The 21,093-nt window shown below is 46.8% G+C and carries 32 protein-coding genes; all 32 read right to left on the bottom strand.

Going from position 1 to position 21,093, the window contains the following annotated elements; genetic code table 11:
* Window positions 1-48: 48 nt before the first annotated feature.
* The 32 genes from rpmJ to HXT55_RS01520 all read right to left on the bottom strand — a co-directional run bounded on the left by rpmJ (window position 49) and on the right by HXT55_RS01520 (window position 20,974).
* A complete protein-coding gene (rpmJ, locus tag HXT55_RS01675) occupies window positions 49-162 on the bottom strand; it encodes a 50S ribosomal protein L36 (protein ID WP_003842636.1) in 114 nt (37 codons plus the stop codon).
* Window positions 163-183: 21 nt separating this feature from the next.
* On the bottom strand, window positions 184-402 hold the full coding sequence (gene infA / locus HXT55_RS01670; protein ID WP_004105485.1) for a translation initiation factor IF-1: 219 nt from the start codon (window positions 400-402) through the stop codon (window positions 184-186).
* A gap of 148 nt (window positions 403-550) precedes the next feature.
* Complete coding sequence (locus tag HXT55_RS01665; RefSeq protein ID WP_004114385.1) at window positions 551-1,111, bottom strand: adenylate kinase; 561 nt, start codon at window positions 1,109-1,111, stop codon at window positions 551-553.
* Between the two features lie 63 nt (window positions 1,112-1,174).
* Window positions 1,175-2,515 (bottom strand): preprotein translocase subunit SecY, encoded by a 1,341-nt coding sequence (gene secY, locus HXT55_RS01660; RefSeq protein WP_004116039.1) that lies wholly within the window; start codon window positions 2,513-2,515, stop codon window positions 1,175-1,177.
* Window positions 2,516-2,717: 202 nt separating this feature from the next.
* Window positions 2,718-3,173, bottom strand: a complete 456-nt coding sequence (rplO, locus tag HXT55_RS01655) for a 50S ribosomal protein L15 (protein ID WP_004114381.1) — start codon at window positions 3,171-3,173, stop codon at window positions 2,718-2,720.
* A 2-nt stretch (window positions 3,174-3,175) separates the two neighbouring features.
* Window positions 3,176-3,358, bottom strand: coding sequence for a 50S ribosomal protein L30 (rpmD, locus tag HXT55_RS01650; protein ID WP_004114379.1), 183 nt, complete (start codon window positions 3,356-3,358; stop codon window positions 3,176-3,178).
* Entirely contained in the window at window positions 3,358-4,086 is a 729-nt protein-coding gene (rpsE, locus tag HXT55_RS01645) for a 30S ribosomal protein S5 (RefSeq protein WP_004114377.1), read from the bottom strand. Before rpsE ends, rpmD begins: the two co-directional genes overlap by 1 nt.
* Window positions 4,083-4,454: a 50S ribosomal protein L18 gene (rplR, locus tag HXT55_RS01640; protein WP_004114376.1), complete on the bottom strand. Its 372-nt coding sequence runs from the start codon at window positions 4,452-4,454 to the stop codon at window positions 4,083-4,085. Before rplR ends, rpsE begins: the two co-directional genes overlap by 4 nt.
* Window position 4,455: 1 nt before the next feature.
* Entirely contained in the window at window positions 4,456-4,995 is a 540-nt protein-coding gene (gene rplF / locus HXT55_RS01635) for a 50S ribosomal protein L6 (RefSeq protein WP_004114374.1), read from the bottom strand.
* 16 nt (window positions 4,996-5,011) lie between these two features.
* Window positions 5,012-5,410 (bottom strand): 30S ribosomal protein S8, encoded by a 399-nt coding sequence (gene rpsH / locus HXT55_RS01630; RefSeq protein ID WP_004114372.1) that lies wholly within the window; start codon window positions 5,408-5,410, stop codon window positions 5,012-5,014.
* Window positions 5,411-5,492: 82 nt separating this feature from the next.
* A complete protein-coding gene (locus HXT55_RS01625) occupies window positions 5,493-5,678 on the bottom strand; it encodes a type Z 30S ribosomal protein S14 (protein WP_004114370.1) in 186 nt (61 codons plus the stop codon).
* Between the two features lies 1 nt (window position 5,679).
* Complete coding sequence (gene rplE / locus HXT55_RS01620) at window positions 5,680-6,252, bottom strand: 50S ribosomal protein L5 (RefSeq protein ID WP_004114368.1); 573 nt, start codon at window positions 6,250-6,252, stop codon at window positions 5,680-5,682.
* On the bottom strand, window positions 6,249-6,584 hold the full coding sequence (rplX, locus tag HXT55_RS01615) for a 50S ribosomal protein L24 (RefSeq protein ID WP_004114367.1): 336 nt from the start codon (window positions 6,582-6,584) through the stop codon (window positions 6,249-6,251). Before rplX ends, rplE begins: the two co-directional genes overlap by 4 nt.
* Window position 6,585: 1 nt before the next feature.
* Window positions 6,586-6,954, bottom strand: a complete 369-nt coding sequence (gene rplN / locus HXT55_RS01610; RefSeq protein ID WP_004114366.1) for a 50S ribosomal protein L14 — start codon at window positions 6,952-6,954, stop codon at window positions 6,586-6,588.
* A 90-nt stretch (window positions 6,955-7,044) separates the two neighbouring features.
* Window positions 7,045-7,311, bottom strand: a complete 267-nt coding sequence (gene rpsQ, locus HXT55_RS01605) for a 30S ribosomal protein S17 (protein ID WP_004114365.1) — start codon at window positions 7,309-7,311, stop codon at window positions 7,045-7,047.
* A 2-nt stretch (window positions 7,312-7,313) separates the two neighbouring features.
* Window positions 7,314-7,565, bottom strand: coding sequence for a 50S ribosomal protein L29 (rpmC, locus tag HXT55_RS01600; RefSeq protein WP_004105502.1), 252 nt, complete (start codon window positions 7,563-7,565; stop codon window positions 7,314-7,316).
* Entirely contained in the window at window positions 7,565-7,984 is a 420-nt protein-coding gene (gene rplP, locus HXT55_RS01595) for a 50S ribosomal protein L16 (protein ID WP_004114362.1), read from the bottom strand. Before rplP ends, rpmC begins: the two co-directional genes overlap by 1 nt.
* A 4-nt stretch (window positions 7,985-7,988) precedes the next feature.
* Window positions 7,989-8,789: a 30S ribosomal protein S3 gene (gene rpsC, locus HXT55_RS01590; protein ID WP_101891738.1), complete on the bottom strand. Its 801-nt coding sequence runs from the start codon at window positions 8,787-8,789 to the stop codon at window positions 7,989-7,991.
* Window positions 8,790-8,791: 2 nt separating this feature from the next.
* On the bottom strand, window positions 8,792-9,151 hold the full coding sequence (gene rplV / locus HXT55_RS01585; RefSeq protein WP_004114358.1) for a 50S ribosomal protein L22: 360 nt from the start codon (window positions 9,149-9,151) through the stop codon (window positions 8,792-8,794).
* Window positions 9,152-9,167: 16 nt separating this feature from the next.
* Window positions 9,168-9,446, bottom strand: a complete 279-nt coding sequence (gene rpsS, locus HXT55_RS01580) for a 30S ribosomal protein S19 (protein ID WP_004114357.1) — start codon at window positions 9,444-9,446, stop codon at window positions 9,168-9,170.
* A gap of 15 nt (window positions 9,447-9,461) precedes the next feature.
* The gene (gene rplB, locus HXT55_RS01575) at window positions 9,462-10,292 is read right to left on the bottom strand and encodes a 50S ribosomal protein L2 (RefSeq protein WP_004114355.1); all 831 of its coding nucleotides are present in this window, start codon (window positions 10,290-10,292) and stop codon (window positions 9,462-9,464) included.
* A 34-nt stretch (window positions 10,293-10,326) separates the two neighbouring features.
* Window positions 10,327-10,623 (bottom strand): 50S ribosomal protein L23, encoded by a 297-nt coding sequence (gene rplW / locus HXT55_RS01570; RefSeq protein WP_004114354.1) that lies wholly within the window; start codon window positions 10,621-10,623, stop codon window positions 10,327-10,329.
* Between the two features lie 5 nt (window positions 10,624-10,628).
* Window positions 10,629-11,294 carry a 50S ribosomal protein L4 gene (gene rplD / locus HXT55_RS01565; RefSeq protein ID WP_004114353.1) on the bottom strand — a complete coding sequence of 222 codons (666 nt, stop codon included), beginning with the start codon at window positions 11,292-11,294 and terminating at the stop codon, window positions 10,629-10,631.
* Window positions 11,295-11,299: 5 nt separating this feature from the next.
* Window positions 11,300-11,950: a 50S ribosomal protein L3 gene (gene rplC, locus HXT55_RS01560; RefSeq protein ID WP_004116043.1), complete on the bottom strand. Its 651-nt coding sequence runs from the start codon at window positions 11,948-11,950 to the stop codon at window positions 11,300-11,302.
* 15 nt (window positions 11,951-11,965) lie between these two features.
* Window positions 11,966-12,274 carry a 30S ribosomal protein S10 gene (gene rpsJ, locus HXT55_RS01555; RefSeq protein ID WP_003808013.1) on the bottom strand — a complete coding sequence of 103 codons (309 nt, stop codon included), beginning with the start codon at window positions 12,272-12,274 and terminating at the stop codon, window positions 11,966-11,968.
* A gap of 342 nt (window positions 12,275-12,616) precedes the next feature.
* Window positions 12,617-15,322 (bottom strand): bifunctional acetaldehyde-CoA/alcohol dehydrogenase, encoded by a 2,706-nt coding sequence (gene adhE / locus HXT55_RS01550; protein ID WP_162860822.1) that lies wholly within the window; start codon window positions 15,320-15,322, stop codon window positions 12,617-12,619.
* 373 nt (window positions 15,323-15,695) lie between these two features.
* Window positions 15,696-16,184 carry a 30S ribosomal protein S9 gene (gene rpsI / locus HXT55_RS01545; RefSeq protein WP_004114350.1) on the bottom strand — a complete coding sequence of 163 codons (489 nt, stop codon included), beginning with the start codon at window positions 16,182-16,184 and terminating at the stop codon, window positions 15,696-15,698.
* 20 nt (window positions 16,185-16,204) lie between these two features.
* Window positions 16,205-16,654 (bottom strand): 50S ribosomal protein L13, encoded by a 450-nt coding sequence (rplM, locus tag HXT55_RS01540; protein WP_004114349.1) that lies wholly within the window; start codon window positions 16,652-16,654, stop codon window positions 16,205-16,207.
* Between the two features lie 266 nt (window positions 16,655-16,920).
* Window positions 16,921-19,089, bottom strand: a complete 2,169-nt coding sequence (malQ, locus tag HXT55_RS01535) for a 4-alpha-glucanotransferase (protein ID WP_064623555.1) — start codon at window positions 19,087-19,089, stop codon at window positions 16,921-16,923.
* 109 nt (window positions 19,090-19,198) lie between these two features.
* Entirely contained in the window at window positions 19,199-19,867 is a 669-nt protein-coding gene (locus HXT55_RS01530) for an AbrB family transcriptional regulator (protein WP_004116059.1), read from the bottom strand.
* A gap of 93 nt (window positions 19,868-19,960) precedes the next feature.
* Window positions 19,961-20,602, bottom strand: coding sequence for an IMPACT family protein (locus HXT55_RS01525; protein WP_004114344.1), 642 nt, complete (start codon window positions 20,600-20,602; stop codon window positions 19,961-19,963).
* 78 nt (window positions 20,603-20,680) lie between these two features.
* The gene (locus tag HXT55_RS01520; protein WP_004114342.1) at window positions 20,681-20,974 is read right to left on the bottom strand and encodes a metal-sensitive transcriptional regulator; all 294 of its coding nucleotides are present in this window, start codon (window positions 20,972-20,974) and stop codon (window positions 20,681-20,683) included.
* Window positions 20,975-21,093 lie beyond the last annotated feature (119 nt).

Genomic DNA, 21,093 nt, shown 5'->3' with positions numbered 1-21,093 from the left:
TAGCTGCGACTTAGCGCCTTATCCTTTATCTTCGCGGTGGGGATCCACTCAGCCCTGACGCTGCTTATGACGTGGGTTGATGCAAATCACCATGACGCGACCGTGACGGCGGATCACGCGGCAATTTTCGCAGATCCTCTTCACGCTAGGGCTGACCTTCATGGTTTTCCTTTGCTTGTACCTTTACTTATAGCGGTACGTAATACGACCACGGTTCAAATCATAAGGGCTCATCTCCAGCACAACACGATCTTGAGGAAGAATACGAATATAATTCTTACGCATCTTTCCAGAAATCGTAGCCAGTACAATGTGCTCGTTCTCAAGCTGAACGCGAAACATCGCGTTTGGCAGTGCTTCAACTACCGTGCCTTCGACTTCAATCACACCGTCTTTTGCCATGAGCCTCGTTCCGTTCCTTGGACGTACTACTTTACGTATCCGAAGACACGCCAATCTTCTATGATACAGTAAATGCGCCCAATACAACACTCGGCGTGTCGCAAAAGGCGCATTATAAATACGAGAAAATCTAAATTTTAAATAAATCTCATACCAAAGACTCAACTATGCGATTGTTGATTTCAGCAATATCGCCAACACCATCAACCTCAACAAGCTGACCACGGCTTTCATAAATATCAAGAAGAGGAGCAGTTTCCTTCTCGTAAGTTTCCAAACGAGTAGCAATTACCTCAGGAGTATCATCTGAACGACCCTGCTCAATTGCGCGCTTCTTCATACGCTCAAGCAAAACCTCACGCTCCGCTTCAAGAGCAACAACGTGATCCAAAGGAGTACCAAGCTCCTCAAGCATAAGATCCAAAGCCTTAACCTGAGACGCATTACGTGGATATCCATCAAGAATCCAGCCATTCTTAGCATCATCCTGAGCAAGACGATCCTTAACAATGCTATTTGTCAATTCATCTGGAACAAGCTCACCCTTATCAAGATAACCCTGAACCTTCTTACCAAGCTCCGTTTGATTCTTCAAGTTGTAACGGAAAATATCGCCAGTAGAAATAGCAGGAATCCCATAATGCTCTGCAAGCAAAGCAGCCTGAGTGCCCTTACCAACGCCTTGTGGTCCCATAATTAGCAATCGCATATTAATCTCCTTGTTTCTTTATGCTCCATCGCAAATCTTAACAACAAAACCTATCTAGTAATACTATTTAGCAACTTGCTTACTATCGTTATGATCAAACAAGAATCCAGCATATTGGAACTGCTCGGTCTGAGCCTTGGCTTGACGCAAAGTATCCAAACCAACACCTGCGATAATAAGAATCGTAGTACCACCAAATGGAAGCTTCATATTAAGGTGCAAAGACATAATCAAAACTGTTGGAATCAACGCTACGAATAGCAAATAGACAGCACCAACAGTGTTTAATCTATTCATGACATAGCTAAGATAGCGACTTGTAGCACTACCAGCACGAATACCTGGAATAAAACCGCCGTATTCCTTCATGTTATCTGCAGTTTCATCTGGATTAAAAGTAATCTCAGTGTAGAAGAAGCAGAAGAACACAATCATAACTGTGTACAAGGCTATGTACCACACAGAAGTAGAGTTTGCTAAATTGGCATTAATCCAACGCACCCAATCCTTACGACTATCACCAAACTGAGCAAGAAGAGTTGGAATAGCAAGAATCGAGGATGCAAAAATTGGTGGGATAACACCACTCATATTGACCTTAAGAGGTAAGTATGTGGAAGAACCGCCATACATCTTACGACCAATCATTCGGCGCGTATACTGTACAGGAATTCTACGCTGAGCAAGCTCCACGAAATCAACAAAAATAAGAATTACAAGCAGAACGCCACCGACAATAGAGAACTTGGTCCAATCGCCATTAGTACCATTGGTTCCCCAACCAATTTCCCACAGCTTTGGAAGGAAGCCAGAGCAGATAGACATGAAGATTAACACTGACATGCCCTGACCAATACCCTTATCCGTAATAAGTTCTGCCATCCACATGATCAAACCAGTGCCACCAGTCATAATCAAAACCATAACCAGTAAGCTCCACATAGAGCCATCTGGAATAACCTGACCACACTGATAATTAAATAGTGCACCAGAACGTGCAGTAACCAAAATGGTTGTGGACTGTAAAATTGCCAAGCCAATAGTCAAATAACGAGTGTACTGAGTAAGCTTTGTTTCTCCAGACTGACCTTCCTTGTGAAGAGCCTCAAAACGAGGAATCACAACCCTAAGCAGCTGAATAACAATAGACGCCGTAATATAAGGCATAACGCCCAATGCAAAAATAGACAGCTGCAAAAGCGAACCACCAGAGAACAGGTTCACCAAACCAATAAAGTTTTCACTAGAAGAGGCAAGCTTAGCTGTGCAAGCACGTATAACTTTGTAATCAACGCCAGGAATTGGAATAAAGGAACCAATTCTGTAGATGATAATCATTGCGAAGACGAAGAGGATCTTATTCCTCAACTCCTTCGTCCTGAAGGCCTGGATTAACGTTTTCACCTGGGTCTTCCTCCCTTTTTTGCGCTACGATCTAGGCGCAACAGTAAAAAAACAAACTCTGAGGCAATAGTTTATATCACGGTGCATACCGATACAGTCATTCCGTGAGTTTAGACAATAAAAAATAATCCCTCCAGCCAAAACTAGAGGGATTATTAAACAGTCAAATCACTGCGTTAATTAGCATTATCAGCTGAGTACATTACTCTTCGCTAACAGAGCCACCAGCAGCTTCAATCTTGGCCTTAGCAGATGCAGAAGCTTTAACTCCCTTAAGAGTCAAAGCAACCTTAAGATCGCCATCACCCAAAACCTTAACTGGGTAACCATCACGCACAGCGCCCTTAACTACCAAATCAGCAACAGTAACTTCGCCACCATTTGGGAAGAGCTCTTCGAGGGCTGCAACATTAACAACCTGGAACTCTTTCTTGAATGGGCTCTTAAAGCCACGAAGCTTAGGCAAACGCATGTAAAGTGGAAGCTGGCCGCCTTCAAAGCCTGGACGAACTTGGTAACGCTTCTTCGTACCCTTATCGCCACGACCCGAAGTCTTACCCTTAGAGCCTTCACCACGACCCACGCGAATGCGATCCTTCTTAGCTCCTGGAGCTGGACGCAACGTGTGCATGTGCAACATTGGTTCTTCATTAGCCATAATCAGTCAACCTCCTCAACGCTCAGCAAGTGGCGAACGGCCATAACCAAGCCACGATTGACTGGATTGTCCTCGCGAACAACGCTCTGGCCAATCTTGTGAAGACCGAGAGTTTGAACGTTCGCGCGCTGACGCTCGGTGGAATGAACCAAACCGTGCACCAGAGTGATCTTCAAGTTAGCCATCACTCACCATCCTTTGCTTGGGCAGCCTTAGCAGCCTGAGCTTCTTCACGAGCCTTGCGAGCTTCGGCAATGCCTGCAGCGCGCTCACGAAGCAATGCGTCTGGTGCAACTTCCTCGAGGGAAAGTCCACGACGAGCGCAAATCTCCTCTGGCTCTTCAAGCTTCTTCAAAGCATCCACAGTAGCGCGAACCACGTTAACAGCGGTTGCAGAGCCCATGGACTTGGTGAGGATATCGGTAATGCCAGCGCACTCCATAACAGCACGCACAGCGCCACCAGCAATTACACCAGTACCTGGAGCAGCTGGACGAAGCAAAACTGTGCCAGCAGCATCGTGACCCAACACAGGGTGGGTTACGGTACCACGAATACGTGGAACAGTGAACATATGCTTCTTAGCATCAAGCTGACCCTTAGCGATAGCTGCTGGAACTTCGCGAGACTTACCGTAGCCAACACCAACAGTGCCCTTACCGTCGCCAACAACAACAAGTGCTGCAAAGCTAAAGGTACGACCACCCTTGTGAGTCTTGGAAACACGGTTAATAGTAACTACGCGATCCAGAAGCTCTTCGCCGCGGTTTTCTTCACGACGGTTACGACGCTCTCCGCGCTTACCTTCGCCCTTAGAGCGACGGGAACGGCGATCGTCAGTACGCTCCTCGGCGGATGCCTGAGTGTTCTGAGTTTCTTCAGCCACTTGGGTTTCCTTTTCGTTATCGCTCACAGTGCTAGACCTCCCTGACGGGCGCCTTCAGCTACTGCTGCGACGCGACCATGATACTTATTACCGCCACGATCGAAGATTACAGCGGTAATACCCGCTTCCTTCGCCTTGGCAGCGATTAACTCGCCAACCTTGGTAGCAGCTTCAGTCTTCGTACCAGTAAAACCAGCGAAGTCAGAAGTCAAGGTGGAAGCGCTTACAAGGGTAAGACCCTTAGTGTCATCCACAATCTGAGCAACCATGTGACGGTTAGAACGAGAAACTACCAAACGTGGGCGCTCTGGAGTGCCAGAAATGCGCTTACGAAGACGGGCGTGACGACGCAAACGCGCGACTTTGGTACCCTTACCGAAAATCTTAACGCTCATATCACTTACCAGCCTTTCCAGCCTTGCGCAAAATACGCTCATCGCTGTACTTAATGCCCTTACCCTTATAAGGTTCTGGAGCACGCAGCTTGCGAATGTTAGCGGCAGCCTGACCAACGGCCTGCTTGTCAGTACCCTTGACGATTACCTGATTTGCGTTTGGCAATTCAAACTCAATACCCTCAGGTGGCTGAACGGTAATAGTGTGAGAATATCCGAGTGAGAACTCAATGCCCTTACCCTTCATCACAGCACGATAACCAGTTCCAACAATGTCCAAAGTCTTGGTGTAGCCTTCATGCACACCCTTAACCATGGACGCTACGATTGCACGAGCCAAACCGTGCTTTGCACGAGTTGGACGCAAATCATCAGCTGGGGTTAAAACGATCTTGCCATCAGCAACTTCAGCGGTAATACCTTCTGGAATTACATAGGAATCAGAACCCTTAGCGCCCTTAGCACTAAAGGACTGACCTTCAATCTTTACTTCCACGCCTGCAGGAATGTCGACGGGGAGCTTACCAATATGCGATGCCATTTTCAGCTCTCCTTTCTCACCATACGTAGGCGACGATTTCGCCGCCAATGCCTCTGTCGAGGCATTCCTTCTGAGTCAACAATCCCGAGCTGGTCGAGATAATAGCGATACCGAGACCACCAAGAGGCATAGGCAAAGAATCAGACTTTGCGTAACGACGCAAGCCTGGCTTAGAAATGCGCTTGATGCCCTGGATGGAACGCTGACCATTGGAGCCATACTTTAATGTGACTTCCAAAGTCTGTCCAACCTTGGCTTCCTTAGCAGCAAAGTCTTTAATATAGCCTTCACGCTTCAGAATCTCGGCGATATTCGCCTTGAACTTGGAGTACGGCATTTCCACGGTATCGTGCTTTGCCGCGCTCGCATTACGCAGACGTGTCAACATGTCTGCGATAGGATCTGTCATTGTCATGTTGGGCTAACGCCCTTTCTCGCCGTGGTTTCCACCGCCTGTTTTAGTTATTCTTAAAGCAGTGGACCTTCAGCGTCGATATTTACCAACTGGACTTCGTAACACCCGGCAACTCACCGCGATGTGCCTTTTCACGAAGGCATACACGGCACAGACCGAACTTGCGATACACGGAGTGAGGACGACCACAAACCTGGCAACGCGTATAAGCGCGCACCTTGAACTTCGGCTTAGCGGCCGCCTTGTTTTTCAGAGCGGTTTTTGCCATATCAGTTCTCCTTGAATGGGAAACCGAGGTGCTTAAGTAGCGACTTCGCTTCCACATCGTCCTTGGTGGTGGTCACCACGGTGATGTCCATACCACGCTGATGATCAATCGAATCAGGATCAATCTCGTGGAACATTGACTGCTCCGTAAGACCAAAGTTATAGTTACCCTGACCGTCGAACTGGTTGCCATTAATACCACGGAAATCGCGGATACGTGGCAAAGCCAGAGTGAGCAAACGATCCAAGAATTCCCACATACGATCACCACGAAGAGTTACGTAAGCGCCAATAGCCTGACCTTCGCGCAAATGGAACTGCGCAACAGACTTCTTAGCCTTAGTAACCTTTGGCTTCTGACCAGTGATCAAAGTGAGATCCTTAATCGCACCTTCGATAAGCTTGGAATCGCGAGCTGCAGCGCCAACGCCCATAGAGACGACGACCTTCTGCAAACGAGCCACCTGCATAGGATTAGTGTGGCCAAATTCCTTTTCCAAAGCTGGAACGATTTGATCATTGTATTGCTGCTTTAAGCGCGGAGTTGCCGGCGCCTCAACTGTAGTATCGGTCATGCCAGCTCCTTTCCGGACTTCTTAGCTACACGCACGCGCACGGTCTTTACTTTGCCGTCGCGAGCTTCTTGCTTAACAATCACGCCCACGCGGGTTGGTTGCTTGGTCTCTGGGTCAATCACCATAACGTTAGAACGGTGAATTGGAGCCTCAACAGAGACGATGCCTGCCTGCTGACCCTGCTGGGTAGCACGCACATGCTTCTTAACAACCTGAACACCCTCGACGATCAAACGGTCTTCGGCGAGTACACGAAGTACTTTGCCTTCCTTACCGCGATCCTTGCCGCGGATAACCTTTACCTGGTCGCCGGACTTAATCTTGGCTACCATCTCAGATCACCTCCGGGGCGAGGGACACAATCTTCATGAAGCGCTTATCACGCAATTCACGACCGACTGGTCCAAAGATACGAGTGCCCTTTGGTTCACGGCCAGAGCCGAGAATAACAGCGGCGTTCTCGTCGAACTTAATATAGGAACCATCAACACGACGATGTTCCTTGACAGTACGGACGACGACAGCTTTAACTACGTCGCCTTTCTTGACCGACCCGCCAGGAATAGCATCCTTAACGGAGGCGACGATGATGTCGCCGATGCCGGCATAGCGTCGCTTCGATCCACCGAGCACGCGGATGGCAAGCAATTCCTTAGCACCCGTGTTGTCGGCGACATGAAGCCGCGTTTCCTGCTGAATCATTGATTCTCCTTAGTCGAGCTGGTTCTCCCCGCTCACCCGTACCTACTAGACAACAGGCACAGGTGAAGCGCGGAGCCTTGCTGAACTTGTTTACTTGGCGCGCTCGATAATCGAGTCGAGACGCCAACGCTTGGTCTTGCTCAAAGGCCGAGTTTCCATGATACTCACGAGATCGCCAATATGCGCCTCATTGTGTTCATCATGTGCCTTGACCTTGCGTGTGGAGCGGACGACTTTACCGTAAAGTGGGTGTGTCGAACGCTGCTCCAGCTCCACGGCAATTGTCTTGTCCATGGCCTCGGACACGACGTAGCCGCGACGAACCTTGCGGAAGTTGCGCTCTTGGTTCTCAGCCATGCTTACTTCTCCTTGACCTCAGTGGCGCCAGGCTCTTGGCTGATGCCGAGTTCACGCTCACGCAGGATAGTATACATCCTGGCTATGTCGTGCTTGACCGCCTTGAGGCGAGCGCTGTTTTCGAGTTGACCAGTTGCTGCCTGGAAGCGCAAGTTAAAAAGCTCTTCCTTGGACTTCTTTAAGAAGCCTTCGATTTCAGCATTAGTCTTCTCGTTTAAATTCTTGATGGTGTAGTCTGCAGTTCCGACTGGCATCAGATGTCACCGCCTTCACGCGCAATAACACGGCATTTCATTGGGAGCTTGTCGATAGCGCGGCGCAAAGCCTCGCGAGCGACGTCCTCAGAAACACCACCGATCTCGAACATTACACGACCTGGATGGATGTTAGCAATCCAGAATTCTGGAGCGCCTTTACCGGAACCCATTCGTGCACCAAGCGGGTGCTTGGTTAATGGACGATCAGGGAAAACCGTAATCCACACGCGACCACCACGCTTAATATAGCGGGTCATTGCGATACGGGCTGCCTCGATCTGACGGTTAGTGATGTACGCCGGAGCCAGCGCCTGAATACCGAAATCGCCGAAAGCGATAGCGGTTCCACCCTTAGACATGCCGCTACGGGTAGGACGGTGCTGCTTGCGATATTTAGTCCTTTTTGGGATAAGCATCTGCTCACTCCTTCGTTTCCGTTGCGGCAGGAGCTTCAGCTGGCTTCTCAGCCTGTGCTTCGGCAGCCTTCTGCTGGTTGGCAGAGCGTGCGCCACGACGTGGACGACGATCGCCACGGCGACCTTCACGCTTACCCTGCTGGGCCTGCTGCTCTTCGAACTCACGCTCGGTCATATCACCCTTATAAATCCATACCTTTACGCCGATACGGCCGTAGGTAGTCTTAGCTTCAAAGAAGCCGTAATCAATAAGGGCACGCAGGGTCTGCAGTGGAACGCGACCCTCACGATAGAACTCAGAACGGCTCATTTCGGCGCCACCAAGACGACCAGAGAGCTTAATACGGATACCCTTTGCACCTGCGCGCATTGCATCCTGCTGTGCTTTACGCATAGCGCGACGGAATGTAACGCGATTGGTTAACTGTTCCGCAATTCCCTGAGCAACCAATTGAGCGTCAAGTGCAGCATTCTTCACTTCGAAAATGTTGAGCTGTACTTGCTTACCAGTGAGCTTCTCAAGCTTTGCACGAACACGCTCGGCTTCTGCGCCACGACGACCGATAATAATACCTGGACGAGCGGTGTGAATATCAACACGAACGCGGTCACGAGTACGCTCGATAACGATGCGGGACACGCCTGCACGTTCGAGGTCATGGCTCATTTCCTTGCGAATCTTGTCATCCTCAAGGACGAAGTCACGGTAACGCTCGCCGGCTTTAGTAGAATCAGAGAACCACCTAGAGCGATGATTCTCGGTAATGCCCAGGCGATAGCCGAAAGGATTGATCTTCTGACCCATCTTTAGCGATCCCCTTCCTTAAGCGAGACGATAACAGTGATATGGCTTGTGCGCTTGTTAATGCGCGCAGCGCGACCTTGTGCACGAGCGCGGAAACGCTTAAGCGTTACACCCTCATCCACATAGGTTTCCTTGATGACCAAGTCTTGCTCACGGAATGGTTCTCCAGCCTTTTCAGCCTTAACGCGAGCGTTAGCGATCGCGCTTTCAAGAACCTTACGCACTGGTAAAGATGCGTCCTGAGGAGCAAACTTCAAAATGGTAATAGCTTCGCTTGCACGCTTGCCTCGGATGAGGTCGACCATGCGGCGAGCCTTGCGCGGCGTCACACGTACGTGACGAGCGATTGCTTTAGCTTCCATGTGTCCTAACTCTCCTTTAGCGGCGTGCTTTCTTGTCGTCCTTCACATGACCCTTGAAGGTCTTGGTTGGGGCGAATTCACCGAGCTTATGACCAACCATTGCTTCGGTAACGAATACCGGCACATGCTTGCGGCCATCGTGTACGGCAAAGGTGTGTCCAATGAAATCAGGAGTGATCATCGAACGACGCGACCACGTCTTGATGACGTTATGCGTGCCCTTGTCGTTTTGTTCGTCGACTTTCTTCTGTAAGTGGGCGTCGACGAAAGGGCCCTTCTTGATGCTACGAGTCATCTGTTCGACACTCCCTTACTTGCGGTTCTTACCATTCGGACGACGACGAACAATCATCTTGTTCGAAGCCTTCTTCGGACGGCGTGTACGAACCTCGCCCTTGCCCCATGGAGAAACAGGTGGTTTACCACCACGGGTACGACCACCATGAGGGTGATCAACAGGGTTCATAGATTCGCCTCGGGTGATTGGCCTGCGACCAAGCCAACGAGCACGACCTGCCTTACCAAGCTCGATATTAGCGTGGTCAGAGTTGCCAACCTCGCCGATTGTAGCGCGGCAACGAGCGTCCACGTTACGAATTTCGCCGGATGGCATACGCAACTGAGCGTAAGCGCCATCCTTAGCTACGAGCTGAACGGCAGCACCTGCGGAGCGTGCAATCTTTGCGCCACCAAGTGGACGAAGCTCGATTGCGTGCACCACGGTACCAGTTGGGATGTTCTTAAGAGGCAAGTTGTTGCCTGGCTTAATATCAGCCTGGGCGCCAGTCTCAATAACATCTCCCTGGGAAATGCCTTCAGGAGCGATAATGTAGCGCTTCTCACCATCTGCATAATGCAACAATGCGATGCGAGCGGAACGATTAGGGTCATACTCAATATGAGCAACCTTTGCTGGCACGCCATCCTTGTCCCAACGCTTAAAATCGATGAGACGATACTGACGCTTATGTCCGCCGCCGCGATGGCGGGAAGTCATGCGACCGTAAGAGTTACGACCGCCAGTTTTGCTGAGTTTGCGTACCAACGACTTTTCAGGAGTGGAACGCGTAATCTCGGAGAAGTCCGAAACGGATGCGTTACGACGTCCTGCAGTCGTAGGCTTATAAACGCGGATAGCCATAATGTAGTATTCCTTTACTTTTCTCGGCTAGCCTTCAGTTACCAAAGATATCGATTGTCTGGCCCTGTGCCACGGTGACAATAGCACGCTTCTGATTCACACGACGACCGAAGCCGGTGCGAGAGCGCTTAAGCTTGCCAGCGCGATTCAAGGTGTTAACATTCGTTACCTTGACTTTGAAGATTTCTTCGATAGCCTGCTTGATCTGAACCTTGTTAGCATTTGGAGCTACCACGAAGGTGTACTGACCACGATCGGAAGCTGCATAGCTTTTTTCAGAAACAACTGGCTTTAAAATGATGTCATGTGCTGGGTTATGGACTGCGACCATTTAAATCAGGCCTCCTTAACTTCAGGCTCGGTCTTAGCTGCAACGAAGGCTTCGAAACCTTCCTTGGAGAAGACTACGTACTGAGCGGTGATGACATCGTAGGTGTTGAGCTGATCAGCGAAGATCACATGCACCGTTGGAATGTTACGAACAGACATCCACTCATTGATGTTTTCACGAGAGAGAACAACAGTGGTGAACTGATCCTTAGTTACTGGTGTAAGTGCTGCAACTGCTGCTTTGGTGGATGGAACATCCTTAATACCAAAGTCCACAACTGCAATGCGACCAGCATTTGCACGATCCGAAAGAGCATAACGAAGAGCAGCTGCCTTCATCTTCTTTGGAGTACGCTGATCATACTTGCGAGGAACTGGACCATGTACAACGCCACCATGCACCCACTGTGGAGCACGAATGGAGCCTTGACGAGCACGTCCAGTGCCCTTCTGCTTCCATGGCTTCTTACCGCCGCCAGATACATTAGCGCGATTCTTAACCGCGTGAGTACCCTGTCGAGCAGCAGCAAGCTGAGCAATAACGACCTGATGAACCAATGGACCGTGAGCCAAAACGTCTTCGTTGGAGATGCCGAAAATCTCAGCAGGAGCTTCAACAGTTCCGTTTGCATTGCCCTTGGTGTCAGTTACGTTCAGAGTTACGTTTGCCATTTAAATCAGGCTCCCTTCACTGCCGAACGGACGAGAACGATAGCACCTTTAGGTCCTGGAATAGCACCCTTAATAGCTAAAATACCGTTCTCAACATCCGAAGAAACGATTGTGAGGTTGAGCGCAGTAGAAGTCACATGACCCATGCGACCAGCCATACGCTTGCCCTTCAAAATGCGGCTTGGAGTTGCACATGCGCCCACAGAACCTGGACGACGTTCATTCTTGTGCGAGCCGTGAGTACGACGGTAAGACTTGAAGCCCCAACGCTTGATTGTGCCAGCAAAGCCTTTACCCTTTGTAGTACCCGTTACGTCGACTTCGGCACCTTCAGCAAATACTTCAGCGGTCAATTCTTGACCTGGCTTGTAATCTGCTGCATTTTCAGTGCGCACCTCAGCGAGGTGACGACGAGGAGTCACGCCAGCCTTTGCAAAGTGACCAGCCAATGGCTTGGTAACCTTGGTAGGATCAATCTGGCCATAACCGAGCTGTACGGCGCAATAACCGTCAGTTTCTTCGGTCTTAACAGCGGTAACTACGTTAGTAGCAACCTCAACCAGAGTTACGGGGACAAAAAGGCCGTTTTCATCCCAAACCTGGCTCATGCCCAGCTTACGGCCGAGCAAAGCAGTGCGATTCTTATTTTGCGACATTATTTACCCCCCTTCCTACAGCTTAATCTCGATATTTACATCCGCAGGCAGGTCAATGTGCATCAAAGAATCCACAGCCTTTGGCGTTGGATCAACGATGTCAATGAGGCGCTTATGAGTGCGCATCTCGAAATGCTCGCGAGAATCCTTATATTTGTGAGGAGAACGGATAACAACAAACACGTTCTTCTCGGTCGGCAGAGGAACCGGACCCACTACTGTGGCGCCCGCGTTCGTCACCGTCTCGACGATTTTCTTCGCCGATTGGTCGATGACCTCATGGTCATAGGACTTAAGCCTGATGCGGATTTTCTGTCCCGCCATTGCCGTCCGCCCTTTCTAGCGATTCGTTTACTGTTTACCAACCTGTATCAAAGGGCACCGGGAGAATAGACACTAAAGGTCATTCCACATCAGTGCGCAGCCTACAAAAATCAACAAAAATTGCGATTTCTGTTTCTGCGCTCGCTTTTTTGAATTACAATATGCGAGCCTTAAAAACAGGCAACTAAGTAATTAAACCATCAACCTTGGATTAACAAAAATCGGGCGTGTCGGCTATTTTCCAACGAAAAATGGCAGAAACTACAGCTAGTGCAGCCTCTGCCATTTGCAACTAAATATACAATAATTATTCAATAATTATCTAAATAGTCACCTAGATAATCACTTAGATTCGCGCTCCAAACGCATACGATGTCCTTCTTCTTGGGAAACACCATAATACGCTGCAATCGCAATATCCTTCATATCTTCGATTTGAGGAATACGAGGATTTGCAGGAGCGCACTGATCTTCGTAAGCACGCATGCCAATCTGATCCAACAAAGACCAATAGTATTCTTCATCCACACCGCATGCCTTAAACGAAGCATCCATACTAAGAAGATTATCTCGATAATTTTCAACAGCGCGAGCCAAATTCTCAACGCCCTCTTGAGGAGTTTTACCAGGATCTATGCCAAGATTCTTTGCAATCTGCTGGTATCGCTCTGGAGCGATGTAGCGATTGTACTTTGGCCAGCTTGTAGGCTCTTGTGGAATTTGACCATTGTAGCGAATCACATAAGGCAGCAAAATTGCATTCGTGTGGCCGTGCGCAACATGGCACAAAGCTCCGATTGTATGCGCCATTGCGTGGCACATACCAAGGAACGCCGAACCAAACGCCATTCCAGCCATAGTAGCCGCATTATGCATTTTTTCTTGAGCTTGAATCTTGCGCTCCGAATCATTGGAATTCACAGAATCGTTAAGATTATCCCAAATCAACTTTGCTGCATGCAATGCCATTGCGTCCGTAAAGTCGTTAGCATAAACAGAAGCAAAAGCTTCCATAGAGTGCGTCAAAGCGTCAAAACCAGAATCGCAAGCCAAGCGACGAGGCTGTGTGCGTGCCAAAACTGGATCCACGATTGCCACCGAAGGTGTAATTGCGTAGTCCGTAATCGGGTACTTGTATCCAGTCTTATGGTCTGTAATAACTGCAAACGGAGTAACTTCCGATCCTGTTCCAGAAGACGTTGGCACACAAATCAAGCAAGCCTTTTTACCAAGAGGCGGAATCTTAAACGCGCGCTTACGGATATCGAAGAACTTTTCGCGCAAATCTGCGAAGGAAATTTCTGGGTGCTCGTAAAGAAGCCACATAATTTTTGCAGCATCCATAGGAGATCCGCCGCCAACAGCAATAATCGTGTCTGGCTGGAACTCTTCGCGCATCATTTCGGCGCCGCGCTCAACAGTTTCAACGCTTGGCTCTGGCTCAACGTAGTCAATAATCCTAAACGTTACGCGATTGTCTCTAGCGCGAAGCTGATCAATCACCTTGTCTATAATTCCAAGCTGTTCCATAACTTTATCGCACACAATAACTGCGCGCTCAATGCCATACATGTCTCGCAAATAGCGAACAGCATTCGGCTCAAAATACGTTTTGGCCGGAATCTTGAACCATTGCATATTGTTATTCCTTCGCGCTATGCGCTTTATATTAATAAGATTTACTGCTTGAACGTTTCCAGAAACAGAGTTTCCACCATAAGAACCACAGCCCAAAGTGAGAGAAGGTGCGATTGCGTTGTAGATGTCACCAACACCACCCAAAGATCCTGGGGAGTTCCAAATGATTCGGCAAGCGTGCATGCGGCTGCCATATTCGCGAGCAAGCTGCTGATTATTAGTGTGAATCACAGCAGTGTGACCAGCTCCGTGAACAAGCATCTTCTCGCACATTTCAAAGCCTTGTTCCTTATTTTCAGCGCGAAGCAAAGCATGAACAGGAGCCAACTTTTCCATTGTTAGAGGCTCCATCTCGCCAACTTCCTTGCACTCGGCAATAAGTATCACAGCATCTTCTGGAATCTCAAACCCAGCTTCATGCGCAATATATTGAGGAGATTTTCCTGGAACAACTGAATTAAGCTTAGGAGTTTGACCTGAATACGAAGTGCAACCAAACATATACTGTTCAAGTTTCGCTTTTTCATCGGCATTAACGAAATATGCTTTTCTGCGCTTCAATTCCTTTAACAATGGCTCATACACGTCTTTATGCGCAATAATCGCCTGCTCTGTTGCGCAAATCATACCGTAATCAAAATGCTTTGAAAGCACCAAATCGTTTGCAGCGCGCACAACATCTACGTCCGCATCAACATATGCTGGAGCGTTTCCTGCACCAACGCCAAGTGCTGGCTTTCCCGAAGAATAAGCAGCTTTAACCATTCCAGGACCGCCTGTTGCAAGAATTGTTGCAACATCTGGGTGCTTCATTAAAGCTCCCGTAGCTTCGATTGATGGATGTTCAATCCACTGAATGCAATTTTCTGGCGCGCCTGCTTCTATCGCTGCATCGCGCACAACTCTTGCCGCTTCTGCGGAGCATTTTTGAGCGAATGGATGGAAGCCAAAAATAATTGGGCAACGAGTTTTAAGAGCAATTAGCGATTTAAAAATGGCTGTAGATGTTGGGTTTGTGACTGGAGTCACGCCTGCTACTATGCCAACTGGCTCAGCGATTTCATCGATTCCAAGAACATCATCTTCGCGAATAATGCCTACTGTGCGCTGGCCTGCAAGATAATGGGTAATGTGTTCGCATGCAAAAATGTTTTTTGTGGCTTTATCTTCAACTAATCCTCTGCCTGTTTCTTCAACAGCCATTTTTGCTAAGACTAAATGCTTGTTTAACGCTGCAATAGACGCTTTTGCTACTATTCTGTCTACTTGCTCCTGATTTAATTTTTCAAACTCTTCTAAAGCAACCTTTGCTTTTTTAGCTAATTCATCTACTTCTCGTTTGGCTGCTAATGCGGCTTGCTCTTTTTCATCAAGCACTGTTTCTTGCGCCTTTTCTTGCGCCTGCGCCATTTGGTCCTCCTCGATCATTCATATATTTTTATATTTACATTTCATATGCAGACATTTACATGAAGAATCTTCTTTATAAACACATCTTAAATGTCTAACAATGTGATACAGTTCACAATCTACTTGATTTACTGTACTATTTTGGATTTGCAGCGAGTTGCGCTATTTATGAGCGAGGTTTATCCTCTAATGTTCGTTATTTGTTATTATTTGTGACTATTTATGTGCGATTATCCTCTAAATTTTCTAGAATGTTAGATTTAATGATTACTTATAAACGATTAATAACATTTAGAACATTCAACCGCATTAGATACAAAAAATGGCTTCCAGCAAAAGCCAGAAGCCATTGAAAATATAAATTCTTCGCAGCTTAACGCTTTGAGAACTGAGGTGCACGACGTGCCTTGTGCAAACCAGCCTTCTTGCGCTCCACAACGCGAGCGTCGCGAGTCAAGAAGCCAGCCTTCTTCAAGGAAGCACGGTTTGCATCACGGTCAATAGCATTCAAAGCACGAGCAACACCCAAACGGATTGCACCTGCCTGACCAGTGGTGCCGCCACCGTCTACCAAGACGACAACGTCGAACTTACCTTCAAGCTTCAAAAGCACAAATGGGGAATTAACTTCACGCTGCAATAAGCGAGATGGGAAGTATTCCTCAAGAGCGCGACCATTAATAGTCCACTTGCCAGTGCCTGGAATCAAACGAACGCGAGCAACGGCTTCCTTACGACGACCAGTGCCATAGCCTGGAGCAACGGCAGAAGTACCAGTGCCTGCGCCAGCGTTTGTCTCAGTTGTATAGCTAGTCAGTTCTTCTTCATTCTCAAGAACCGCGGAGTTGTTGTTATCTACCATAATCATATTCTCCTTACGATTCACTTAGCCTGCTGAGAGACCTGAGAGATCTCGAAGACCTGTGGTTTTTGCGAAATATGAGGATGCTCAGCACCAGTGAACACACGAAGGCGATCAAGCTGAACCTTAGCAAGACGATTCTTTGGAAGCATTCCCCTCACAGCGGAAACGATGATGCGCTTTGGATTCTTCTCCAAAAGCTCAGCATAGCTATCGCGACGAAGTCCACCTGGACGACCAGAGTGAGAATACAATTCCTTGCTCAACTTATTGCCAGTTAAAGCAATCTTATCTGCATTAATGATAATGACGTGATTGCCAGAATCAGCATGAGGAGCAAATGTTGGCTTATTCTTACCACGCAGCAAAATGGCTACCTGGGAAGCCAAACGACCAAGCACCACATCAGTGGCGTCGATAATATACCAGTCATGAGTTAAATCTGCTGGTTTCGGTGTGAAAGTCTTCACAATCGTACCTTTTCTCTATTGTGTTTCGAGCTTTATATCTTCTTGGTTTATAGGAGATATGCTGCTCATAATCCGTGGGCTCCCTGAAAGTCCTCGATGGCGAGTGGGAAAAGCGCTTTGAAGGACCCCTTAGGGAAACACAACAATCTGCAAGTATATCGCCATATGACGACTATTTGCAAGTTCCTATTTTACATACAATGCGGACTGCAACGCTCGCGAATATCAATAAACGCTACAGCCCGCAATTAATCACGCATCTAGAACTACTTATTCATGATTTGCGCTAAAGACTTAACTCTAGGCGAGTCAAATAAGTTGTCTAAAAGAACAGGATTACAATTAGCATCAGCCAAAGGAATACGCCAATTTGGATATTCATCATTAGTACCAGGCTGATTCTGAGCACGATGCTCGCCCGTTGCATCAACAATGGATGCAGCAAGCAGCTTGGAAGGAGCAGCTTTAAGTGCTCGATATAATGCTTCTACAATCTCTTGCTCATGCTCAGATTCATTTTCTAGAGCCTTCTTGTCTAAGAAACCTCCAGAAACAAGCATTTTCAGCATCGCATTATGCTCTTTAACAGCACCAGCGCGGAATTCTTCTACGGATCCCGAAAGAAGATTCAAACGCTCGCGAATATTAACGTGCTCGTAGTTTAAGTAGCCTGCAGCCGGTGGCAAATCGTGAGTATTTACAGAAGCAAGCGTCATTTCGCGCCACTTCTTAGGCTCGCGGAATGCACCATCCCTCTGTTCAAACCACTCAACCGTGCATCCAAGAACCTTATTCTTAGCCAAAACTTCCAAAGTTTCAGTTGGCACAACACCAAGGTCTTCTCCAACTACAACACCATTTGCGCGCGTGGCTTCAATCGCAAGAATGCCAAGCATAACGTCTGCATCATAGTAAACGTAAGCTCCATCACCTGGAGTAGATCCTTCTGGAATCCACCATAAGCGGAAAAGCCCAAGAATATGGTCAATTCGCACAGCGCCAGCAGACGCAAACATTCCGTGAACCATATCTTTGTACACTTTAAATCCAGTGCGCTCAAGCTCGAATGGATTAAGCGGAGGCTGAGACCAGTTTTGACCCTGCTGATTGAAGTAATCAGGAGGCGCACCTACGCAAGCACCATTGGCAAATCGCTCTGGATTCCACCAAACCTCGGAGCCTGCAGGATGCACGCCAACAGCCATATCCGACATAATGCCAATGCGCATACCCGCATTTTTAGCTGCAACTTGAGCATCATGCAATTGCGTAAACGCAATCCACTCAAGCCAACGATAAAACTCTAGAGTATCTGGGAATTGTTTACATAAAGCGCTAATCTCATCGGAATCTTTAGTAAGATGCTTCTCCCAGCAGTCTTCTCCCTTAGGAGCACCCCACTTATCGTAGCAAAGGCACCAAGTTGCATAAGATTCAAGACGCTCACCCATGTCTTGCTTAAATGCTTCAAATTCTTCGGAGCGTTCAGCAGAAAGCCCAGACTTAAAAATAATCCACAAAGCATGCATTTTTACTCGCCACATGGAGTCTCGATCAACAATTTGAGCATCATTATTAAGAGGCTCTACTTCGTTATGAAGATCGTCAACAGTCTTACGATCCTTATCATTAAGCGAATCATATTCTGGAATTATTTCTGGGCGAATATAGGTTACATTAACCATTCCTCTTGCGACTGGCAAATAAGGAGACGGTGTTAATGGTGCAACTGGTTCACCTGCATGCAATGGGTTTACAAGCACAAAATCTGCACCTGTTTTTTTCTTTGATTGCACAAGAAGATCAGCTAAATCTGCGTAATCGCCAACACCCCAAGACTTAGAAGAACGAATGGAATAAAGCTGAGCCATCCATCCCCAAATCTGCTTTCCATCTTTTTCAAGCTTTTCTAGAGTATCAATGCTTTCTGGAGCACTAATAAGTGACGCCTCTTCTACTCGATCCGCAACGCTTATTCGTAGAGTGTGATACCCCATAGGCACGTCTGCTGGAATTGTCAACAAAGAGCTTGCCACAAAAGTGCCATTAACAGGGAACGCAACATCATCTTTACATGGAGAAATCTGCAAGTCACCTTGGTACTGTTCTCCATCTTCCAATATCAAAGTTGCTGTAGGATACTCCAAAATACCTGTGTTGATTATAACAGTGTCTTCTTTACCAACTGTATGCAACACCGTTGGAGCAACTAAACGTGTATGACGTTCCAAAAGAATCTTCTGCATTGATTCTTCAATCGCTTTATCAGTACTTGCATCTACGCACAGAGAGCGCAATACTTTTACAAGCACGTTATCAGCAATCTGATGTTCTATTCCATCCGATCCAACGAATTTGGAGCGTACTCCCATTAACTCAGCCAAACGCCTTAATGGGCTTGTCTGCTGAGTACTTTCTTCATTTTTATTGTTCATAGTTTCCATCGTAGTATATATGTGAGTTTTTTATGCAAACGTATGCAATTATTGTTTAATTTAATTTTACACTCAAGACTTATCTAAATTTTTTTATTTATTTAAAACTTTATTTATTTAAAACTTCTAATGCGGCAGAGGAAACATCTGGGTCTTTGTCTTTTGACAAAGCTATCAATGTTGACTGCGACACACCAGGATTAAGCGCCACTGCTCTTCTTACCATTGCGGAAAGTACTGGCGAATCCTTACTTTCTTCACCTACACCAAGTGAGGCTAAGTAATCTAATGTTTGTGCCCCAACGCCTTCGGTTTGAGCACCCTCGAGACGCATTTTCCATGATGTCTGCGGATTGCACAATGCAGCATCTCTAACTTCTCCGCAAGAATCTTTAGTAAGTCTTCCTACTAGCCAATTTTTAGCATTACGATTTTTAGCAACAGCTAAACGAACGTTATCAGATTTATCCTGTGAAAGTTTAACCAAAATATTAGGGAATGGCATCACTGTTGCTAGATGAATACGATCTTCTTCTGGAGTATTTATGTTGCCTGCTACAGCTTCTAGTAATGCCGTAGCCCTAGAAAATTCTGCTTGATCTGCTCTATCTGGGAGTTCTTTTACAGCAAATTCGTGAAGCTCTTTAGAATTACTGGAGTGGCGTAAACGCTCATAAATAGATGTCAAAGGCTCATAAATTTCATGAGAATCGTCATGAGAATTACTACGCGAATCATCATTGTGTTCAAGATTATTTTGATCTTGCATATCACTCATAATCTACTCACCAACCTTTTAGCTACCAATATCCAATATAATGTATCAGTTTTACGCCACAAATTCTAAAACAGACCAGGTGAGAAAACTTTATCAGGAAATCCTACTGTAAACACCACATGATTTAGGAATTATTATAGCTGAAAATGTATTTTTCACTGATTCTAAAAATCTATCTGATTCTTCAAAAGGAACACAAACCTTTAAATCTACAGAAATTCCGTATTCTTCATCCATAATTTCTGCGTTATGTTTTAGCAATAAGCGTTTAAACATTCTTAGCTGAGTATATTCGACTTTGCAAGAAAAACAATTACATTCTATGATATCTGCCATTTTGCTCGACTGTATAGCGCCAGCTGCTGCATGTGAATAAGCGCGCATCAATCCACCAGAGCCAAGCAAAATCCCACCAAAATAACGCGTAACTGTTACAACTGTATCTGTAAGATTAGAAGCCCTTACAACATCTAGAATAGGTTTCCCAGCAGTACCTGAAGGCTCTCCGTCGTCACTCATGCGCTCACACAGTCTGCCATTATTGTCTCCGCACACAGCAGCATAAGCCACGTGCCGCGCCTTAGGATGTTTTAGCCTAATAGACTCTACAAAATCTATTGCTTCTTCAAGAGTTGTTATATGGCAAGCATCTGAAATAAATTCAGACTTCTTTTCCACGAAGGCAAAGTGCGCAGGATTTTCGCATAAATCAGTTACGGTTCGCATATTATTCATACTTAATATTCAAATCGTTTTCAATTCAAACAGTTTAAACGCTATCGATAAATCATACGAAACCGTTAGAATCACAAATCACGATTTATCGTATCTCATTAAATGATCTACAACATCAACAAGTTCAGCAACTTTCTTGTCGGTAACTTTTTGATCTGAAGCATTTTGCGCCGCCTCTAAAGCTTTTGAGATTTCCTGATGAGCAACTATAAGAGCAACAGCTCTAAGAGCTGCAGTAGAAGCAGAAAGCTGCATAAGAATATTTGTATAATCTTCTCCCTTTTCGATCATATTCTCAACAGCATGAACCTGTCCACATACCCTATGTAGACGAACCAACATTTTTTCTTTATCTATGTTGTAGTCGCTCATATAAAACCTCGTAGTATAAACAGTACTTCTTACATATTGTCTATATCAAAATTGTGCGTTGTATAGTATGCATGCATAAACTACGCCGCATCAATAAACTATATCTATAGAAAACGATA

It is taken from the genome of Gardnerella sp. KA00718 (assembly GCF_049244285.1).
Taxonomy (GTDB): Bacteria; Actinomycetota; Actinomycetes; order Actinomycetales; family Bifidobacteriaceae; genus Bifidobacterium; species Bifidobacterium vaginale.
This window is presented reverse-complemented; position numbering and strand designations above follow the sequence as displayed.

Excerpts from the sequence above, each read along its gene's own strand:
- rplC (WP_004116043.1), bottom strand. The coding sequence starts at position 11,950 with ATGTCGCAAAATAAGAATCGCACTGCTTTGCTCGGCCGTAAGCTGGGC.
- malQ (WP_064623555.1), bottom strand. The coding sequence starts at position 19,089 with ATGAACAATAAAAATGAAGAAAGTACTCAGCAGACAAGCCCATTAAGG.
- HXT55_RS01530 (WP_004116059.1), bottom strand. The coding sequence starts at position 19,867 with ATGAGTGATATGCAAGATCAAAATAATCTTGAACACAATGATGATTCG.
- rpsH (WP_004114372.1), bottom strand. The coding sequence starts at position 5,410 with ATGACAATGACAGATCCTATCGCAGACATGTTGACACGTCTGCGTAAT.
- HXT55_RS01625 (WP_004114370.1), bottom strand. The coding sequence starts at position 5,678 with ATGGCAAAAACCGCTCTGAAAAACAAGGCGGCCGCTAAGCCGAAGTTC.
- rplV (WP_004114358.1), bottom strand. The coding sequence starts at position 9,151 with ATGGAAGCTAAAGCAATCGCTCGTCACGTACGTGTGACGCCGCGCAAG.
- rplO (WP_004114381.1), bottom strand. The coding sequence starts at position 3,173 with ATGGCTAATGAAGAACCAATGTTGCACATGCACACGTTGCGTCCAGCT.
- HXT55_RS01525 (WP_004114344.1), bottom strand. The coding sequence starts at position 20,602 with ATGAATAATATGCGAACCGTAACTGATTTATGCGAAAATCCTGCGCAC.
- rplF (WP_004114374.1), bottom strand. The coding sequence starts at position 4,995 with ATGGCATCGCATATTGGTAAGCTCCCCGTCGACATTCCTGCAGGCGTG.
- rplP (WP_004114362.1), bottom strand. The coding sequence starts at position 7,984 with ATGCTTATCCCAAAAAGGACTAAATATCGCAAGCAGCACCGTCCTACC.
- rpsQ (WP_004114365.1), bottom strand. The coding sequence starts at position 7,311 with ATGGCTGAGAACCAAGAGCGCAACTTCCGCAAGGTTCGTCGCGGCTAC.
- HXT55_RS01520 (WP_004114342.1), bottom strand. The coding sequence starts at position 20,974 with ATGAGCGACTACAACATAGATAAAGAAAAAATGTTGGTTCGTCTACAT.
- rpmC (WP_004105502.1), bottom strand. The coding sequence starts at position 7,565 with ATGCCAGTCGGAACTGCAGACTACACCATCAAGAATTTAAACGAGAAG.
- rpsS (WP_004114357.1), bottom strand. The coding sequence starts at position 9,446 with ATGACTCGTAGCATCAAGAAGGGCCCTTTCGTCGACGCCCACTTACAG.
- rplE (WP_004114368.1), bottom strand. The coding sequence starts at position 6,252 with ATGACCGATACTACAGTTGAGGCGCCGGCAACTCCGCGCTTAAAGCAG.
- rplR (WP_004114376.1), bottom strand. The coding sequence starts at position 4,454 with ATGAGCGTTAAGATTTTCGGTAAGGGTACCAAAGTCGCGCGTTTGCGT.
- rpmJ (WP_003842636.1), bottom strand. The coding sequence starts at position 162 with ATGAAGGTCAGCCCTAGCGTGAAGAGGATCTGCGAAAATTGCCGCGTG.
- rpsC (WP_101891738.1), bottom strand. The coding sequence starts at position 8,789 with ATGGGTCAGAAGATCAATCCTTTCGGCTATCGCCTGGGCATTACCGAG.
- rplD (WP_004114353.1), bottom strand. The coding sequence starts at position 11,294 with ATGGCAAACGTAACTCTGAACGTAACTGACACCAAGGGCAATGCAAAC.
- adhE (WP_162860822.1), bottom strand. The coding sequence starts at position 15,322 with ATGGCGCAGGCGCAAGAAAAGGCGCAAGAAACAGTGCTTGATGAAAAA.
- rplN (WP_004114366.1), bottom strand. The coding sequence starts at position 6,954 with ATGATTCAGCAGGAAACGCGGCTTCATGTCGCCGACAACACGGGTGCT.
- rplX (WP_004114367.1), bottom strand. The coding sequence starts at position 6,584 with ATGGTAGCCAAGATTAAGTCCGGCGACCAGGTAAAGGTTATCCGCGGC.
- rpsI (WP_004114350.1), bottom strand. The coding sequence starts at position 16,184 with ATGGTAGATAACAACAACTCCGCGGTTCTTGAGAATGAAGAAGAACTG.
- infA (WP_004105485.1), bottom strand. The coding sequence starts at position 402 with ATGGCAAAAGACGGTGTGATTGAAGTCGAAGGCACGGTAGTTGAAGCA.
- rpsJ (WP_003808013.1), bottom strand. The coding sequence starts at position 12,274 with ATGGCGGGACAGAAAATCCGCATCAGGCTTAAGTCCTATGACCATGAG.
- rplB (WP_004114355.1), bottom strand. The coding sequence starts at position 10,292 with ATGGCTATCCGCGTTTATAAGCCTACGACTGCAGGACGTCGTAACGCA.
- rplW (WP_004114354.1), bottom strand. The coding sequence starts at position 10,623 with ATGGTCGCAGTCCATAACCCAGCACATGACATCATTTTAAAGCCAGTT.
- HXT55_RS01665 (WP_004114385.1), bottom strand. The coding sequence starts at position 1,111 with ATGCGATTGCTAATTATGGGACCACAAGGCGTTGGTAAGGGCACTCAG.
- rpmD (WP_004114379.1), bottom strand. The coding sequence starts at position 3,358 with ATGGCTAACTTGAAGATCACTCTGGTGCACGGTTTGGTTCATTCCACC.